Annotated in this window: 14 protein-coding genes; 7 read left to right on the top strand and 7 right to left on the bottom strand. The window is 44.1% G+C overall.

Going from position 1 to position 19,028, the window contains the following annotated elements:
* Positions 1 to 74 precede the first annotated feature (74 nt).
* Positions 75 to 809, bottom strand: a complete 735-nt coding sequence (locus ACE04G_RS30440; protein ID WP_036614465.1) for a YitT family protein — start codon at positions 807 to 809, stop codon at positions 75 to 77.
* A 952-nt stretch (positions 810 to 1,761) separates the two neighbouring features.
* On the opposite strand from ACE04G_RS30440, the gene ACE04G_RS30435 reads away from it, so the two are divergent.
* Complete coding sequence (locus tag ACE04G_RS30435) at positions 1,762 to 2,799, top strand: nucleotide-binding protein (RefSeq protein ID WP_051447360.1); 1,038 nt, start codon at positions 1,762 to 1,764, stop codon at positions 2,797 to 2,799.
* Positions 2,796 to 3,029: a hypothetical protein gene (locus ACE04G_RS30430; protein WP_017687536.1), complete on the top strand. Its 234-nt coding sequence runs from the start codon at positions 2,796 to 2,798 to the stop codon at positions 3,027 to 3,029. The genes ACE04G_RS30435 and ACE04G_RS30430 overlap by 4 nt, the downstream gene beginning before the upstream one ends.
* Positions 3,030 to 3,584: 555 nt before the next feature.
* Here the strand turns inward: ACE04G_RS30430 and ACE04G_RS30425 are convergent.
* A complete protein-coding gene (locus tag ACE04G_RS30425) occupies positions 3,585 to 7,148 on the bottom strand; it encodes an S-layer homology domain-containing protein (RefSeq protein ID WP_221822197.1) in 3,564 nt (1,187 codons plus the stop codon).
* 450 nt (positions 7,149 to 7,598) lie between these two features.
* On the opposite strand from ACE04G_RS30425, the gene ACE04G_RS30420 reads away from it, so the two are divergent.
* On the top strand, positions 7,599 to 7,988 hold the full coding sequence (locus ACE04G_RS30420) for a YhjD family protein (protein ID WP_221822199.1): 390 nt from the start codon (positions 7,599 to 7,601) through the stop codon (positions 7,986 to 7,988).
* A gap of 132 nt (positions 7,989 to 8,120) precedes the next feature.
* Positions 8,121 to 9,077 (top strand): cysteine synthase A, encoded by a 957-nt coding sequence (gene cysK / locus ACE04G_RS30415; RefSeq protein ID WP_221822201.1) that lies wholly within the window; start codon positions 8,121 to 8,123, stop codon positions 9,075 to 9,077.
* Positions 9,078 to 9,562: 485 nt separating this feature from the next.
* Here cysK and ACE04G_RS30410 read toward each other — a convergent pair whose 3' ends face one another.
* A complete protein-coding gene (locus ACE04G_RS30410) occupies positions 9,563 to 11,545 on the bottom strand; it encodes an ATP-dependent DNA helicase (protein WP_221822202.1) in 1,983 nt (660 codons plus the stop codon).
* A 189-nt stretch (positions 11,546 to 11,734) separates the two neighbouring features.
* Between ACE04G_RS30410 and ACE04G_RS30405 the strand changes: the two genes are divergently transcribed.
* Complete coding sequence (locus tag ACE04G_RS30405) at positions 11,735 to 13,327, top strand: catalase (protein WP_445252478.1); 1,593 nt, start codon at positions 11,735 to 11,737, stop codon at positions 13,325 to 13,327.
* 560 nt (positions 13,328 to 13,887) lie between these two features.
* Positions 13,888 to 15,249 (top strand): right-handed parallel beta-helix repeat-containing protein, encoded by a 1,362-nt coding sequence (locus tag ACE04G_RS30400; RefSeq protein ID WP_449005385.1) that lies wholly within the window; start codon positions 13,888 to 13,890, stop codon positions 15,247 to 15,249.
* 142 nt (positions 15,250 to 15,391) lie between these two features.
* On the opposite strand, the gene ACE04G_RS30395 is transcribed toward ACE04G_RS30400, so the two are convergent.
* The 4 genes from ACE04G_RS30395 to ACE04G_RS30380 all read right to left on the bottom strand — a co-directional run bounded on the left by ACE04G_RS30395 (position 15,392) and on the right by ACE04G_RS30380 (position 18,127).
* A complete protein-coding gene (locus tag ACE04G_RS30395) occupies positions 15,392 to 15,673 on the bottom strand; it encodes a DUF6809 family protein (RefSeq protein WP_421886212.1) in 282 nt (93 codons plus the stop codon).
* A gap of 267 nt (positions 15,674 to 15,940) precedes the next feature.
* Positions 15,941 to 16,678, bottom strand: a complete 738-nt coding sequence (locus ACE04G_RS30390; protein WP_449005384.1) for a hypothetical protein — start codon at positions 16,676 to 16,678, stop codon at positions 15,941 to 15,943.
* Positions 16,675 to 17,100, bottom strand: a complete 426-nt coding sequence (locus ACE04G_RS30385; protein WP_192134064.1) for a hypothetical protein — start codon at positions 17,098 to 17,100, stop codon at positions 16,675 to 16,677. The genes ACE04G_RS30390 and ACE04G_RS30385 overlap by 4 nt, the downstream gene beginning before the upstream one ends.
* Positions 17,084 to 18,127 carry a ParA family protein gene (locus ACE04G_RS30380; protein ID WP_076333288.1) on the bottom strand — a complete coding sequence of 348 codons (1,044 nt, stop codon included), beginning with the start codon at positions 18,125 to 18,127 and terminating at the stop codon, positions 17,084 to 17,086. The genes ACE04G_RS30385 and ACE04G_RS30380 overlap by 17 nt, the downstream gene beginning before the upstream one ends.
* 252 nt (positions 18,128 to 18,379) lie before the next feature.
* Between ACE04G_RS30380 and ACE04G_RS30375 the strand changes: the two genes are divergently transcribed.
* Complete coding sequence (locus ACE04G_RS30375) at positions 18,380 to 18,973, top strand: hypothetical protein (protein ID WP_449005383.1); 594 nt, start codon at positions 18,380 to 18,382, stop codon at positions 18,971 to 18,973.
* Positions 18,974 to 19,028: the final 55 nt, after the last annotated feature.

Below are 19,028 nucleotides of genomic sequence, written 5' to 3'. Positions count from 1 at the left end.
GGATTTTGTATGAACTTTAACTATCAAGACCTGAATGTGATGTATACAGGTTATGGTTGTTCTGAAACGTATGGTTAATTGGATACCCCTCTAGCCACCGTAGTCCGTTGTGAAATAGCAGCAGCGTTAACTGCCTTGGCTGCAGCCGATGGCATCGGCAATTTCACAGCCGAAGTTGTAACCACGGTTCCGCGAGCCGGAACACTAACGACGTACGTAATGACTTTACTGGCAATCCATACGGCCAGAATCGTATATAAAGTTTCTTTTACCGGAAGAAAGAAAAGCGACAATCCCAATACAAAAGCATCACTGACAAAGAAAACTGTTCCCAGCTTCCATCCCTTCCAGCGGCTAACCAGTACGGCAAGAATGTCATCTCCGCCTGTCGCTCCACCGAATCGAAGCACAATCCCAGCGCCTACCCCTGTCAATATACCGGATAGAACTGCCGGAATCCACAGATTTCCGTTAAACGACAATACCAGTGTGGAGTATCGTTCAAAGCCGTCATAGAATAGGGAAAATGCACCGACGCCAAGCAATGCCTGAATCATGAATTTCCAGCCTTTGAGGAACCAAGCCAGGATCATGACCGGAATGTCCAGTAACAACATACCGATAGCAGGTGATAAGCCTGTTGCGTATTTTCCGAGCAGGGCCAGACCAACAAATCCGCCCTCCGATAAATGATTCTGAAAGTTAATGTGATAATAAGCAAAAGCTAAAATAAATGTACCGAGCAGCATAATGGCGAATTTGATCGCCTCTGTTTTAACGTGTTGTAAGGTTAACGATGTTCTCTTCATTCAGGTTCCCTCGCAGTTTGTAGGTTGGTTTTTTAGACCGACCGTACTCTGCAAAAGGTAAGCCTGGAAGAAATCATCGTGTACGTCCTTCGAATATTCATTCCAATCCCCTCTTTCGCAGAGTCAGCCGTTTTTTTGAAACCGGTTGGTGTACTCTACAAGGGGCGCTATGTGTATGAGAGATCGTAACGTTTCCAGATCGTCCTTGGGGAGATTGTCCTTCGGGAACTCATGGTATCCTGATCCTTTCTGTTCTGTTGTGGTTAGCTGTGCTCAGTTAAACTGAAAAATAACTACAATGCATAAGCTTGAACATTTAATTGTACACTTACACTTGGATTACAGTACCCTCTTTCGATCGCGGTTATCCCCGAATTTTTGGAATTCCATTTTTCCCTCTGGGGAAAATCCGGTGATAGCCTATGCTTCCGAAGCTGCTTTCATTCAAAAAGCTTTCAGGCGAACGCTTCGCTTCTACAGATGGGTTCTGCACTCTTCGTTCCTGTGTAAATTGTAAATCCAACTTACAGCCGTTGCAAGTTCATTCAGTTTAAACACCAAAGCTAACTTGCTTGTTCTTCTATTATATAACACCAACGTGACCGGGTCTAAACAGCAGACCCCTCAAAAACAGGCATAAAGCAGCCTTTGGACTGCTCCAGCAGTCATACGGCAACACCAGGATAAGCAATGCTTGCTAATGGTGCAACCTGCTCCTTTATTCTATGACCAAAGCTTCCAAAAATAACTGTCAGTCACCCAACTGTGACAAATTGGGGCCTTTTTTTATTTTCTTGCGCTTTTTAAAGGAATCATTTTCCTTTCACACATACACTATAGCAAAACGTAATCGGCTTATTCTTTGTCCAGTTCAGACGTTTCCAGACTTACTCTGCTGTTTATGGTATAATATAACAATTGAATCCCACTACCGTTTAAGCGAGGCGGATTGATGAAAACGTTAAAGCCAAGAGTCTTTATTGGCTGCTCGCTGGAAGCGAAGCCGATTGCAGCCGCAGTACACGAAAACTTACGTTTTTCAGCCGAAGTTACCCCTTGGTATTCCGGGGTTTTTAATCCAAGCAGCTATACCATGGACGATCTGGAAGTAGAGGTCCGCACGACTGACTTTGCCATTTTTATTTTTCATCCGGATGATATATCCAAAATTCGCGGAAAGTACTACGCGTCAGTCCGGGATAATACAATGCTGGAAATGGGTCTGTTTATGGGTCGTCTGGGACGAAAACGTATTTTTTTCATTCTTCCTGAGGATATTACAGACATCAAGGACACAACCAAGGTCGAAGGATTGCGTATGCCCACAGATCTGCTGGGGTTAAATCCACTCGTATATGAAATCCGTTCTGACGGAAAGTGGGCACCAGCCGTGTCCGTGGCATGTTCCAAAATCGCAGACAGTATTGAGGAACAAGGACGCTGGAGTGATCCAGAATTGGAGAACATCATTGAGAAGCATAAACGCACTGAGGGAGAAGCGAGGTTACAACTGCTTAAGTTGCTGCGGTTCTTTAGGGAATTGCTACGTACCCGCAAAGCAGATGCCAAGATGCTGGAGCGAATGAGCGATGCCTTGCGTACTGCCTTTGTCTCTCATCCTCCATTCGCTGTACGTGGCACAGCCATATACCGTACAGATGACAGTGGTTATATTGAGCAATTATGTGGTAATGTTGGAGAACCGGGGAGAAAGTATGACTTGTCCGCTAATGACGACAAACAACCGGATGATCCCAAGCGCATCCTGGTTATTGATTCTTACCGGGAGAATAAAATCAAGATCAACCTGTATGATGATTACCTTGAGAAAGAGTATCTGCTATGCTATCCTGTAGCCAAGAGGTATGTAATCACCGTTCACATTATTGGACATATTGAAGCGGATGAGGCGGTATTTCAGCAGATTGACCTACAGAATCGTCAACTGTTCAACGCCATCAACGATTTGTTAGGAGGCGAACCGGAATGAAACCGGAAACGAAAAAAATAAGCAAGCGCTGGGGCAGCGAAAAAAAGGTACGCCTCAGTTCTGCGCCCGAATCATCACGACCGGTTCCGGAACCCAAGGAAGAAGATCGTTTCCACAAGCCGGCCGTACCGCTAACTACCATTGGGCCCTCCCTGAAGGGCAAGGAAAGACCTTATAAGGTCATCCTTGAAAAAGAGGCGTTCTACGAAAAACCTCAATATCTTGCTTAATTTCTGAACACATCATCAAACCTGCCGTTGAATCGGCAGTATTCCATAGGCCCCGCCGCCCAAGGCAGGGGCTTTTTTGTTGCTCATTTTCGCTAAAATAAAGCTGCTTCCACTCGTTGACCTGGTGCCATCGTGTTAAGGCAAGGCATCCTTGAATCATTATTATTACAATTCATTGCAGTAATTCATTGCTTGTAATCACTTCTGTAGCAGACTGCATTGCATAAGGCTTATTTGGTTTATGGCCTTAGGTTTCCTGCAAAACCCATAAATTATACCTTATTTTGGAGCAGGCTTGTCCTGTTTGTTGCTTTCAGCAAACTAAAGAAAACGAGTAATGATCGTAATAGTTCACGTCTTTCCTACTACTTGCTATTTTCAATTATAATATAAGAACATATGTTCTGTAAATAAAAAAGAAAAATATATTTTGACCTATACGAATTTCAATAAAAGTTGAGTAGACTTTAATTTCATACACAAAAAAACAGGCAACGCATAACCTCGCGCTGCCTGTTTCATTAGTCATTATTTCGTACTATAAGTTGGAGATGTCTAAATCAGACCAGACTGTTGAAGCAATCTGCGTATAATCACAGCTGTTTCGGCACGGGTAATCAATTGATTCGGAGCAATGGTATCTTTTCCACGTCCGGACACCAGTCCAGTGGAGATGCTCGATGCTACTGCTTCCTTCGCCCAACTTGCTACTTGCTCAGCATCTGCGTAATCAGACCATTGCTGAACGTTCCCGGCAGACGCAGCTGGTTCCATTCCAGTCACTGTCATAGCCCGTGCTATGAGCGCCATCGCTTCCTGACGAGTAATCTGTGCCTGTGGACGGAATGTTCCATCTTCATATCCATCGATCAGGCCATAGCTGGACGCTGTGTTCACAGCACCCGCGTACCACTGGCTTCCACTTACGTCGTTAAAGGAGTTAAGCAGTTCTCCAGGTTTTAATCCTAATCCACGTACCAGGATAGCAGCGAACTCTGCACGTGTAACACCGCGGTTCGGTTCAAATGTGGTGTCCGTGATTCCCTCGATAACCATACGTGAACCCATATCATTCACTTCTGTCTTGGCCCAGTGTTGGGCTACATCAGTAAAGGTATGCGGGTGCCAAATAACGGCATACACACTGTTGGTCAAGCTGTTAATCTGCGCATGGTATACCCCATTAACCTGTGTAATTTTTGTGGGTACATGGCGCACAGTTCCTTCTGCATCCACTACAACACCTGTGGTGATCTGATTTGGATCAACGTTCGCTGCTAATGCAATCGTACGCGATACATAACTATTGAACTTATCCACGCTCACGGATTTGCCATCGAAGGTGGCTGTTACTTTGAAATCAACTGGTGATCCCAGAAGAGTATATCCATTTTGCTGAGCTGCTGATTGTGCTGTCTGTATGACTGCTTCTGTCGGCTGTGTAATTTCAATTTGCAGTTTGATGTTCTCCAAGGAATTGTCAGAATTCATACCCAGTTGTTGCACGAGCTTCTCAATATTAACCTGCTGTGCAGGTAACGTGTACGAAGCAATATCCGTTTGAAGCACCAATACGGCTTGTTTGTCAGCCATCAGTTTGACTGTCTGCCCCGTCAGTTCACCAATAACCAGATCTCCTTGGCCATTACCTGTCACAGGGATCGTCACAATGGCGTTGTTCCCCTCGGTTTGAAGTTTCTGTGCAATGAGAGCTGCGTCCACTGAAAGGGTTACAACCTTTCGTCCGTTCACTTCAGTAGTCGCTAAACTTCCAGCGTTCTCGGCTTTACCGTTCACAAGTACCTGAGCACCTGTGGATGGCGGAGTTACGATGGGATTAGTCACTGGTGCACCTGCACTACTTCCACCAGAACCGGAACCTCCGGAGTTTCCATTGCCAGCCGACCCGCCTGAACTATCAGTATTGCGCTTGATGTTCAGCGTATATGTTTTCTTGCTTACTCCATCCAATGCAGTCACTTCGATCGTAATTGTGTTCATACCACTGACTAATTGCAAGACTGTACTGTTACCGCTGATACCATTAATTTTCACTGTGGTTCCCGTTTGATCGGGTTTAACGCTAATTTCAGTCGTGCTAACGGAACTACTGACCGTCGCTTCATAAATTTCTACATCTGGATTGAATGTTGGAGTTAACGTGATCGACGGTAGAGTTATTTCACTCAGCTTGGCATTGGTGATGTCAATTCGATTGATGTTAAGTTTATAGTCGTTACTCGTACCGTCCTCCGCCTGAACATTAATCTTTACAAGGTTTGAGCCGTATACTAGATCCGTAACTGTGTATGTGTATATACCATCCGTCACGGTTTCATCTGTAACACCTGTTACCTGTACTACTTGTCCGTCATTTGCTTTGCCCAAGGACACGTTTAGACTTGTCACATCAGATTCCACATCTACGCGATAATCGAGTTCATCTGCAGAGAAATCAGGTGTCAACTGACCCGAACTCACTACCAGACTGGAAAGTGTTGCTGTCGATGATTTCCACTTCGCATACAGTGTAATATTTTGCGTCAGATTCGTATTGAAGTCAAAGGCTTGAAGCAGTTGGCTATCCTGATACCAGCCCGAGAACGTATATCCTGCTTTTTCCGGAATATCCGGATTTACTGCTGGGCTGTTATAGTCCACCTTTTGAGCAGCAACCTCCGATCCACCATTGGATTCAAAACCAATATTCACATAAAGCGGTTGCCACTGTGCATATAACGTAACGTCACTATCATTCATGGAGAATGTGTCTGCTGCGCTGTAGCTGGTTCCACTGCCGTCTGCGGATGTATTCCATCCGATGAACTGATAATCTTCCTTTTCAAGCACTCCTGTGTTATCTAGCACTGTCACCGCTGTATCTTTTTCATATTTCTGATTATCCACCGGAACACTACCCGTGATCGTACCATTGGCATTGTAAGTCACCGAATGTTCCGTAGAGAGTGTCATGACAGTCATTTTATTCCCTTGACTGCCATCCGCATAAGCAACATAAGGCATTCCATTCGGTCCAAAGGCAAGGGAAGATTCGTTAATCGAACCTGCGGAATACGGCTTTCCGCCAACAACATTCCATTGATTCCCGTCCAGCTTCATCATCACACCTTGTGGCTCCATGCTAAAATTAACAAGATTTTTAAAAGCCGTGTAAGGCACACCTTGTGGGTCAAAAGCTAAAGACATACTGTTGAGTGTTCCAGATGAGAATCCCGCAGTCCCTACCACTTCCCACTGGCTACCATTCAGTTTCATTACAGTTGCTTTATAACTCTTAGAACCGTCTTGAAATGCAACATAAGGTACATTGTTCGGACCAAACGCTAGGGACGGATAAGATGCTGAGTCTGCTGTAAATGCTGCATTTCCTACATTTTTCCATGAGCCACCTGCAAACTGCATGACAGTCAATTTATTATTTGTTGAATCTTTAAAAGCAAAATAAGGAATTCCGTTAGCGTCAAAAATAAGTTTGGACATCTCTAGTGCAACACCTGTCGTAAAGCCGGCCGTTCCAACGGTCTCCCACTGATTTCCATTCAATTTTTTCACCGTCACTTTAGTACTTGCAGCATGATCCCGGTAACCAACGTAAGGGGTATCATCAGGACTAAAAGCAAGTGTAACGTAAACTGCAGCTCCTGCAGAAAAACCAACACTACCCACAATCTCCCATTGTTCTCCGCTAAATTTCATAACTGTTGCTTTACTTCCATTATCACCATCCTGATAAGCTGCGTATGGAGTATTATGAGAATCAAATGCGAGCGATGAGGTGTTATGTATCTCGCCAGTAGAGAAACCTGCAGGACCTAAGGATTGCCATGCTCCAGAAACATATTTTAGAACCGTTGCTTTCCCGCCTTTGGTTCCATCCTTAAATACGGTATACGGCGTACCCTCCCGATCAAAAACCAACGTAATATTCTCCGCCTGCCCTAATGTTAAGCCAGCCTCTCCTACATTTGTCCACGTTCCACTTGCTGCATGGGCTTGTTCTACGCCCAACGTCTGAAATCCTGGAAATCCTCCAAATAATAAAGCAACCACAATTAACATCGTTATCAGTTTTTTAGGCTGCAGTAAGCGCTTGTTCATCACTATCATCCTTCCGTTCGTTCCTATTTAAATGCGATACTCTGCTTCATCCAGCTCGATTCCCGTCGCAACCTACATATCTATTTGAGAGCTAATCTACTACTTTGGTCGTATTTTCATCCAACGTACACTTGTTGAATATGTATTTTTTAAAATATTAGTACTCCTTTCAATGTGGTTTGAAATTTTAAAGATATTATAACGAGCTACTATAAACAAACTCTAAACATGGTGAGTAACTTCTCCTTCATGTTTTGCATTTCGATAATGTGAAATTGCGTATATTCCTTATCCCATAAGGGCTTTCAAATGATTCAAACTACCTTTAAGAGAGAATGTAAATATTTTCAGGTTGAAACCTGCATGGTTCAAGAATATGCTGACTATAATATAAACAGGAACATTTGTTCCGGAATAGAACGATATATTTATGTTTAAGGAAGTGAACATATGGCCTCCTCTTCCACTTCAGCCCCAACTCCTGCGGATGAAGATCATCGTCTGATCAAGGGGATGGTTGTGCGTACGCTTTTGCTGGATGTACTGGAACGGGATATTCGAACTCTGGATACCCTGCTTCTAAAAATGCCTGAGGTCTATATTCTGTCGCTCACCCGCATTCAGAACGAAGTACTTAAGGAGATGCTGGGACTACGCAAACAGATGAAAACCCGTGGAGTAAAAGTTCTGGAGGAAACGCGGGGAAAGGATGGCATCGAAACCGTTTATTTGTGCAGGGGATACATGCAACGGTTCTATATGCTCTGGACATTTGCACGCAATGAGGTCAAAAAAGAGCTGAGTCTCCATCTGCAGATGGATTTGACACAACAGGTTTGACAATTGAACGGGTTGACCACAGAAGGTTACGTTCATTAAGATGGAGAAGAGATATCCAACCATCCAATAAGGCATGAAATAATTCAAACTGGATATACTCTCAACGTCTTATCAATCAAGGAGCTGTACTTCATGGAATTGAATACACATTCGATTAAACAAACACCCGCACATACAGGCATTGCCGCAGATGTAACCGAACTGATCGGCCAGACACCTGCCGTTAAACTGAACAGACTCACAGGCAGCGACTCCGCTGACGTATACGTGAAACTGGAATACTTCAACCCGAGTGGCAGCGTCAAAGACCGTGCCGCCTACAACCTGATCGTTCAGGCTGAACGTGCGGGACACTTGCTCCCTGGTGCTACCATTATTGAACCGACGAGCGGCAATACCGGGATTGGTCTTGCGATGAATGCCGCCGCCAAAGGATATAAAGCCATTCTGATCATGCCGGACAATATGTCCAAGGAGCGCATCAACATTCTGAAAGCCTACGGCGCAGATGTGGTGCTCACCCCTGCTGCGGAACGGATGCCTGGTGCGATTCGCAAAGCGAAAGAACTTCAGGCAGATATTCCTGGAAGTTTCATTCCGCAGCAATTCGAGAATCAGGCGAACCCGGACATTCACCGGATCACAACGGCTCCCGAGATTATTCAGCAGATGGATGGCAAGCTGGACGCCTTCATCGCTACGGCGGGAACCGGCGGAACCATTACCGGGACGGGAGAAGAACTGCGCAAGCAGTTACCCGATATCCGCATCTATGCGGTGGAGCCCAAAGGCTCTCCGGTGTTGTCCGGTGGCGAGCCCGGACCACACAAGCTCGTCGGTACAAGTCCGGGGTTCATTCCGGACATCCTGAATACCGACGTGTGGGATGCCATCATCCAGGTGTCCGATGAGGACGCACTGGATACGATGCGGCAGCTTGCTGCCCGGGAAGGGCTGTTGCTCGGCCCTTCCTCTGGCGCTTCGGTGTGGGCCTCCCTTCGCATCGCGAAGGAACTGGGGCCGGGGCACCGGGTGCTCTGCATTGCGCCGGATACCGGGGAACGGTATCTGAGCATGGATATTTTTTAACACAGCAAACATCTATACACATCAAAAAGGGGCCTCCATGTCACATAAGTCATGAGCATGACAGAGGTCCTCCCTTATTAACGCTCCTTGGTCATTGGTTCTAGTGAACCTGACACACGCTATTCGCTCCTACTTGCGCAGGTCTGATGTGTAACGAATCACAGCGACGTTATTTCTCCAAATTCGGTCGATTTCCAGGCTTAAAAGCTATTTTCGGCGGGATAACGTTACTGAGATTCGTTAGAATTTACATCTCTTCATTATCAGCCTAATAAGATGCGCTAGGTTCGTTAGAATGTTGGAGCGATTGGGAGCGAGGGAAACCCCTCGAAAAAAAGGGGAAGAGAAGTACATTGAAGGAACCATCAAAATAAATAAATAAGCTCTTGCTCACATACGGATGGTGAATCCGCAGAGAACAAGAACTTATTATGGCAAGAAACCTTATCATCAAAAATAAAGCAAGAACATTTAACCTAAGCTGGTTAGTGTGTCAGGGTTGTCCATTTCACACCTTCGGGAAGCAGGGCCGCAATGCGGTCTTTAGCTTCCTTTTTGGTATACAGCGATTCATCGAGAATAACCGCGGAACCGGAATCCGTGCTTGTCCGAATCAGACGTCCGAGACCTTGCTTCACACGCAAGAGCATATACGGAAGATCAATCTCTTCGTATGGTGCTGCCGACGCACTGCGTTTTGCATTGAAGACAGGGTCCTGTGGTGGATACGGAAGCGACCAGATCATGACATTGGATAATGACGGACCTGGGACGTCCAGTCCTTCCCACAGATTAACGGAGCACAGTACACTCTCCTCATCCTGCTGGAACGCCGCGATCAGATCACTGATCTCCCGGTCGCCCTCATACATAAAGCGCAAACCTTCTGCTTCAGGTACATGAACGATGTCCTGTTTGAACGCGCGTAATTCTTCCATCGTACGGAACAGAATCAGCGCACGTCCTCCACTCTCCTGAAGTAACGACACCGCATCACGCAAGCGATTTTCGTTCTCCGGGTGACCCGGTATGGCTTCATCGGTAATCTTCATCTTCATTTTGTCCGCATAATCATACGGGGAAGCCACCGAGAATGATACAAAATCATCAATGCCCAGGCTGTCCGCTACATAGCGGAATGAACTGTCCACAGATAACGTGGCGGAGGAGAACACGATTGGAATGCCTGTGTTGAACACACGCTCGTTCAGCATTTCCTTCACGGTACGCGGCATGATCGATAAGGTCGTCTCATCCTCGCTCTCTTCCGCCCAACAGATGTAACCATCTTCCTTGCGGAACAAGGCAAGCGCAGACTGAATCATATCGAGATGTTCTTCCACGACACGCATCTGGTAACCATCCAGCGAGAACAATCCGCTCTCAAATACCAATTCTTCGCCGATCGCATCCAACACACTGGTCAGACGTTCAATCTCACGCAACAGTGGCGGCTCTACCCGAACTTCCTTCCGTTCCGATCCCGGAATCGCCACCGTGTAGGTATCCAGCAACGCAAACAGTCGCTCACTGCTCTCAATCGCTTCATCCACACGCTCCGCGAGGGACTCTCGAATCTCTCCTTCAAGCAGACGAGTCACGAGTTCCTCGAAGATACGGTGTTTCAGTTTGTAACTCAGTGCATTCAGGGCTGCTTCTTCCAGCAAATGACCTTCATCAAATACAACTGAGCTGTGATCAGGCAGCAGGGGCAATTGTCCCTCGCGTTTGCGCGCATCATAGGTCCACACATGCTCCATGTAGTAATCATGGGAACAGATGATGATGTCCTTGGAACGGCGGTAATGGTCACGCGACAGCGTTAGGCCGCAGCGTTGTCTTTTAGGACAAACGAAGCAATCCTGGAACGGGTCCCAGTTAATTTTGTTCCACTGGCGATCATTCAGATGCGGATATTGTTTGCGATCACCATACGGATGGAAAGCCTGAAGTGTACCCGGCGTATTCACAAAATCCGGAAGGCTCTCATGTACCTCTTCGATAACAGGGGCATCCTCATCCGCGAATCGCACCGCACTTAATTTGTTCAGACAGACGTATTGGTCGGGTGATTTGCCCAAACGTGCGTCCACTTCCAAGTCCAGATGTGCAGCCAGCTTCGCGATATCTCCGCCGGGCTTCACAAGTTGTTCAATCAAAGACTCATCGGCACAGGCGATCACTGCCGGTTTGCCCGTATAACGTGCATAACAGACCGCGTAGAGCAGATAGACTAACGTCTTGCCTGTTCCGACACCGGCCTCCGCCATAATGGTCTTTTTATCTCCATAGGCCCGTTCGAGCTGGTACGCCATAAAAATCTGTTCATCCCGTACCTCGAAGCCGAACTCTGGCAAAATATCGTAAAAAACATCAGCAACCCACTCTCCCAGACGGGATACAAAAGGTTCAGCCGGATCATATGCAAAAGGATAACGTTGTGTAGACAATCCTAGGTCAGCCTCCATTCTTAGACGCGGTCCTCTTTCATTTTTCCGTTCAAAAAAGGCCGCAGGGCAAAAGTTAATTATCTCACGCAGTAAGGTTCGTGACAAGCTTTTTTTTGTTAGGTTATTTGCGAGGTTGAATGTATAGAACCAATTTTCAGGGAAAATATATACAGGAATCTACTTTAAGGAAAGGCGGTGCTCCAACCCATGAATCATCAGTCTTCACAACCAGAGCATTCCTCAGACAAATCAGCTGAGACATTAACGGATCGACAAGGTCATCCGATCACGGACAATCAGAATGTACGAACCGTTGGCAGCCGCGGACCGACTACGCTGGAGAACTATCATTTTCTCGAAAAGATTACTCACTTCGACCGTGAACGTATTCCAGAACGGGTGGTTCATGCCCGCGGCGCTGGCGCTCATGGCGTATTTGAAGCGTATGGAACGGCCGGGGATGAACCGGTATCGAAGTACACACGTGCACGTCTGTTCCAGGAAAAAGGCAAACAAACGCCCGTATTTGTGCGCTTCTCCACCGTTATACATGGCGGACATTCACCGGAGACACTGCGGGACCCGCGCGGATTTGCTGTAAAATTCTATACCGAAGATGGCAACTGGGATCTGGTGGGTAACAATCTGAAAATCTTTTTCATTCGCGACCCGCTCAAATTCCCGGATATGGTACACGCCTTCAAACCCGACCCGTTAACCAATGCACAGGATATGGAGCGGTTTTTCGATTTTGTCTCGCTGAGCCCTGAAGCTACCCATATGGTGACATTCCTCTTCTCTCCATGGGGAATTCCGGCCAATTATCGGCAGATGCAAGGCTCGGGCGTTAATACATACAAATGGGTCAATCAGGAAGGCACGGGCGTGCTCATCAAATATCACTGGGAACCGCTCAATCAAGGGATACGCAACCTGCTGCAAAAAGACGCGACCGAGATTCAGGGACTGAACTTCAATCATGCGACGTTGGATCTCTATCACGCTATTGAACAAGGTGACTATCCCGAATGGGAACTGTGCGTTCAGGTGATGGAAGATGGCGAACATCCAGAGCTGGACTTTGACCCACTCGACCCAACCAAGTTGTGGCCGCAGGACCAGTTTCCTTTTCTACCTGTGGGCAAAATGACGTTGAACCGTAATCCCGAGGATTATTTCAATGAAGTGGAGCAAGCGGCGTTCGGGACAGGTGTCCTGGTGGACGGGCTGGATTTCTCAGATGACAAACTGCTGCAAGGGCGCACCTTCTCCTATTCAGATACCCAGCGTCACCGGGTGGGTGCAAACTACCTGCAATTGCCTGTGAATGCACCGAAGAACCGGGTAGCGACGAATCAGAGCGGTGGGCAGATGCAGTATCAAGTGGATCGTGCACCGGGTCAGAATCCGCATGTGAACTACGAACCTTCGTCGCTTGGTGGCTTAAAGGAAGCAACCCCTCGTGGCAAGGAACATGAACCATTGGTGGAAGGTCGACTTGTCCGCGAGAAGATTGAACGTACGAATGACTTTGGTCAGGCAGGAGATACGTACCGGGCATTCGAGGATTGGGAGCGGGATGAACTGATCAGCAATATGGTTGGCGCATTGGCGCAATGCAAACCGGATATCCGGGAGCGCATGATCTCTTACTTCACCCAAGCGGATGCGGATTACGGTCGGCGCGTCTCTGAAGGGTTAGCCTCTGTTCCAACCGATGATAGTGCAACGGTCCAACCGAAACATGAACCAAGTGTCGAGCAAGCAGAGAAACGCAGTCGTGAGACGGACGGTTATTAAGGTAGATTGACAGCGTTTAGACTGATGATTGATGAGTCTGACAACGTTAGTATATGTGAGTATTTTGGATATGCAGATTACGTTCTGGATTAAGCATAGCCCTGATCGTCAAGTTGCCGGTTGCAACTGCCATCAGGGCTTTTTCATGACTAGCTTGAGTGTAATCTCCACTTCAGGATGCATGCAGCTATGTATTTTAAATTAAAAGAAGTTCATATGAGTGGATCGAAGGTAAGACTTGTGCTCGTGGGATGGAAAAGTGTACTTCTATACGTTCATTTCAGATGATTCTTCGTTAAATGAGAGCTATCACCCAATGGAAAGATTACATAATTCACGTGATATTAAAGGCATTGGAAGCTTGCAGGCCTGACCTGCCTGCATGTACCTCCATCTGATCAGATGATTATTGATGATAACGCTTACAACATTTACCATAAAGCTGTGTCCTAGAGATTGCATCTAGCCAGCCGGCATGACCTATCTCATGGGTAACGGTCTGGTACACGGCTACCACATGATCTTCATTCTATTCCCAATTAACCAAGGAGGTTTGCGTAATGAAATTATTCCCATCTACATCCACTCATGCATCTGTACGATCCGAACGTTCTCTGAAATCGAAAATGGCCCAGATCTGTCTGAGTGCCGCGTTCCCTCTATTATTGATTGGTGGTGGATCGGCTGGTGCTGAAGAGCTGATCGAGAGCAGCTTGCAAAATCCCTCTGAATCGGTGGCGACTTCGAATCTCGCACTTGCTGCGGGTGATCTGTATGTGTCTCCTAACGGTTCGGCCAGCAATCCGGGTACGATCAACAGCCCTACGTCACTGGCTAACGCATTAACCCAGATCGCCCCAGGCAAGACCATCTATCTGCGCGGCGGTACTTACAGTTTCTCCGAAACCATTACCATTGAGCGTGGCAATAGCGGCACAACGAGCCAGCGCAAAAACCTGGTGGCGTATGGATCGGAAAAACCGGTATTTGATTTCTCAGCCCAGGCCTTCGCTTCCACCAATCGTGGACTGCAAATGTTCGGAGACTACTGGTTCGTCAAAGGGCTTGAGGTGAAGGGTGCTGGCGACAACGGCATCTTCATCGGAGGTAGTTACAACCGTCTGGAGCAGATTGAAGCTCATCACAACCGGGATACGGGTATTCAAATGGGACGTTATGCTTCCACAGCCGCCAAGAGTGAATGGCCTGCATATAATGAAGTGATTCGTTCCTACTCCCACAACAACTATGATCCGGATGACGGCGAGGATGCAGACGGTTTTGCGGCCAAACTGACCGTAGGTCCAGGCAACGTCTTCGACGGTTGTATTGCGGCCTATAACGTGGACGATGGCTGGGATCTGTATAGCAAAACAGATACAGGCGCCATCGGCCCGGTCACGATCCGCAACAGCATCGCCTATGCGAACGGGGCAACATCAGATGGCACCTCTACCTCCAACAGTGATGGCAACGGCTTCAAGCTCGGCGGCGAGAAGATTGCGGTGAATCACATTGTGGAGAACAGCATTGCGTTTAATAACAAAAAGCACGGCTTCACCTACAACAGCAATCCCGGTTCGATTCAGATGAAAAATAACACCTCCTGGAACAACGGGCAAAGCAACTTTGCCTTCGATAAAGGCACCCATATCTTCACCAACAACCTGTCCTTCCAAGGTGGCGCCAGTGACAAAACGAGCGGAACCGACGTCAGCAGCACCAACGTCTGGTGGAAGAACAAAAAAAGCGAGAACGCCAAAGGCCTGCTCGCCAGCGCAGCCGACTTTGTCTCCCTCGTGCCTTCGGTAACACGTAGCGCGGACGGAACACCTGTCTTGGGCAATTTTCTGAATCTTGCGGGTGGCAGTGATTTGGTAGGGTCCGGTACGCCAGCGGGTAAGAATATTGGGGCGCGGTAGGTGGTAAGTAATAAGATAAAAGAATAATTTAAAAGCAAAGTCCCCTCTCCCCATTCCAGCCTGATCGGTGGTAATGGAGGAGGGGATTTTTGAATTGCTTTGTATTGTCTGCCGCTGGCTTATGAGGTAGATAGATAAATACTCACGGCTTGGCTAAAACCTCAATCATCAGTCTGCCGCCTGTGCGAAAACCTTGCTCAAACGCTGCTTCCACATACATAGATGTGGATTGTCCGATTAAGTCTATCAGTTGTTCCAGAGCATCGTACTCGTTCCCCGTAAGCTGTGTTTTGTAGTCCTGCATCAGGTCCGATATCTGGCGATTGATCTCCTGATACTCAGCTTGCTCAGGATGAATCGACTCGTCCAACCTCAGGTTCCCGTGAAACAAATCTTCGATCAGGTTTGACATGTTATCCTTCATGATAAGATCACCTCAGGAAAATTGTACATTAAGAGATGAGGTGAGATGCGAATTTAGCGGGAAAACCGCTAAATTTCTTAGTCTACTGTGGATAGAACTAAAAGCTTATAACTATAATTTTTTAATAACTAAAAATTCATCTCTCAACTTAAGTTGAAAATTATTGCCAGCCGTCTATTGCGGTCATGTTAAGGAGACACTTGCTAAGTTTCTTTCTTTACACACAAATTCCCAGTACATACTTACTAACCTGGAGATTTGAATAAACTAATTATGCTTCACAATCGAAATTAAAGTTTTAGTCCTTTTATCCCCATGTAAAAGATTTAATAAGTTGTAAAGAGAATAGTAATCCCAATTTTGCAGACTCTCACGTAACATAAAATAATTTAATATAAAAATATTATTCAGAACAGAAATAAATAACTCAAAAAACTTATCACTGTCTATAATTGTTTCTTCATGTAGATGGGAAAAATATTCAACACTAATTACAGGTAAGGATTTAGTGCCTGAATGAACAATAGCGCTTAATTCCTTGTATAAAGTTAACCCTCTATCTAGTGAAGTAAAGTACTCTTTAAATTTATTGTCATCTAAACAACGATGTAAATCTTCGGCAAATTTCCTTTTTGTTTCTCCAAATCTGTAATCTAAAGATTCAAATAAGATAGTCGGATCTTTATCTGACATTAACTGCCTTTCTCTTTCCAGTACGAACTTATAATTTGCTTCTTGTGCTGATCTGAGTAAAAGTAGCGCCGCTCGACATTGTCCAGATAAAAGCGCATAGATTGATTCCAATAATAATGAAAATGTCATATGAAACTCAATATTAAAATATCTTTTTGTCTCAGCTTTATTCTTCAGATAATTTAGCACAAAAATATATCCAAAAATCTTCCTCATGAGAACCTTATTTTTTTCAATGAACTCAATCTTCATCCCATCCATTTGTTGTAACTTTTCAAACTCTTGTTCCATTGTACTAATTAAACTACTCAATTTTCATTACTTCCTTTACTAACTGAATTAAACCACCCTACCACATCGTCTTCTATGTTGTTTATAGATTTTTTTCCTCTTAAATCCGAATTATTTTCTGTTTTTTCTTGCTGCAAGTATAATATTACAAGTTTTATAGAAGCTGAAATCATTAACGAGTCATACTGTTCAAACACATGCTTTAGCAACCTAGATGCTAAATATGGCCTAGCTTTAAATAAATACTCGTTAAACTCCGTTTTAAATACTTCTTTTATGAAAGAAGTCAAATCTTTGTTTCTAGGAAAAATCTCTTTGTTTAATATAAGTTCATATAAGATGCCTAAATACAAACTTTGAGTTTGTTGAAGAGAAAACTTGTTTTTGTTAATTACACTCAATTCTCCAATAAAGTCTCTCTTTTTCTCATTTTTCTTCTCCATCTTCTTCCTCCAACTGCAATATCTTTGCTTTTATTTCAACAATTGCTCTTGACACAGAATTTTTCAAAGCCTCGTGTTTACTACCACTTTCATCATATAATGAGAACTTCAAAGGTACTGACGATTGATATGGTATTTCAGTCTCGAAAAAAATTTGAGGTATTGTTCTCTGCAACCTTTCTTTCAGTTTACTGGCTATTGGCATATCATGTGTTAATGTAAACAATACTCCTAACGATCTAATAGTCGTACGATTTAAATCTCTTCTATACATACTGTACATCCTTAAGATGGCTGATTTTTTCTCGTGATTTTCATAAAAAGTTGATTTCACTAAATTTTCTAATAGGCCGATACCTACACTTGAAAATAAGTCTACCTTACTTGGAATTATGTAATAGTCTGAAGCAAACAAACTAGCTTGGGTAAGTATTGTCCAGTTAGGGGGGCAATCAATGATGATATAATCATATACTTCTCTAAGTTTGAAGGCTTGAATGTGATCTTCTAGAACATTGTGTTTTCCACTAGTGTCACCATATAAGGATTCGAACAAATCAAGGTCACCAGGAATTAAATCTAAATTGTTTTTTATACTATAAATTAAAGATGGATTCTGTAGTGGATCAACTATGCCTTCATGAGTAAACAGTGTTCTTACTGTAACTCTTTTTTCCTTTAATCTATTGTATATTAGTTGTGATGATATTTCTTTTTTATAATTCTCATCTTGACTAAGTTGATCATCTGTAGATTCTTCATATGTAGTGTTTGAGATTTCTTCATATTTCTCTTTTAACTCTTCAAGAGTGTCATTTAGTAAACCAGCCTCAATTTCTTTTCTATGATGCCTGAATTGATGATTCAACAAAGCTTGAGTTGCATTAAACTGTGGGTCCATGTCAATAACTAAAACTTTGCTTCCATCTCTCGAAAAAACATCTGCAATATTAATGGCGGTTGAAGTTTTTCCTACGCCACCTTTTAGGTTAATAAATGAAATTATCTGATTCTTACCTGTATTCATTGGTACACTCCTCACTATAATAGTAAATTAAGTTCCTTCAGACATTAAATTCGACAGAATTATGAATGTTCCTCCTAAGTGAGATAAATCATATTTTGCTTACAGTTACTAATTTACCGCTTTAGAACGTTTTAACAATATCAAAGATTGGAAGTCAATTAAAACGTCCTAAAATCTTAATTGGGTTTAAGTTCTTTGAAGTCAAATCCGATATATCTTTTAAAAAGAAAAATTGAAACGTGGTGAATTATATTGTTCGAACCTTTAAAAGATAACTGGTCGTCCATTTTAATTTTTCTTCTTTCTCCAGTAGGTGTTACTTCTTTAATATTATTATTATCATCAAATAAACATGAAAGAATTTTATTTACACCTAAGAAAAATCTTTACCGATTGATAACTAAGATTGTAACCTTGTCAGCAATTGGAACTTTATTGGCTACGTTAATTACTACATTTCTTACTTATCTATTGAATAATAATATCTTCGAGTTTTCAACTTTATATTTTATTATTGTCTTTATTACATATTTTATTTTTATGAGTTCAATTCTTAGTTTTACGGAAAGGAAACACAAAACCTACCATTGGATCTACCTTGAAAAGTATCAATATGAGCCTTTATTGATTCTTAAAATAACTTTTAATAATAAATTACTTGTGTCATCAATTCCAACAATAGGAGATAAATTTAACCAAGGTTATATTATTCTCGAAGATATTTCGATTTTAGAGAATCAAGAAATTTTCTTTATTGGTCCTAAAAATATCAACTGGTTTAAAACTAATCAACCTGGTTTTAATGATTTGTTGATTGCAGTTAATAAATTCAAACCCAGGAGTTAAGAAAGTCCCTATTGTCAGCAACTTTGGAATGCTATTATTCACACCCGATTAGGAA

This window comes from Paenibacillus sp. AGC31, assembly GCF_057334655.1.
The sequence above is the reverse complement of the archived record's forward strand: the minus strand, read 5'-3'. Positions and strand labels throughout refer to the sequence as shown.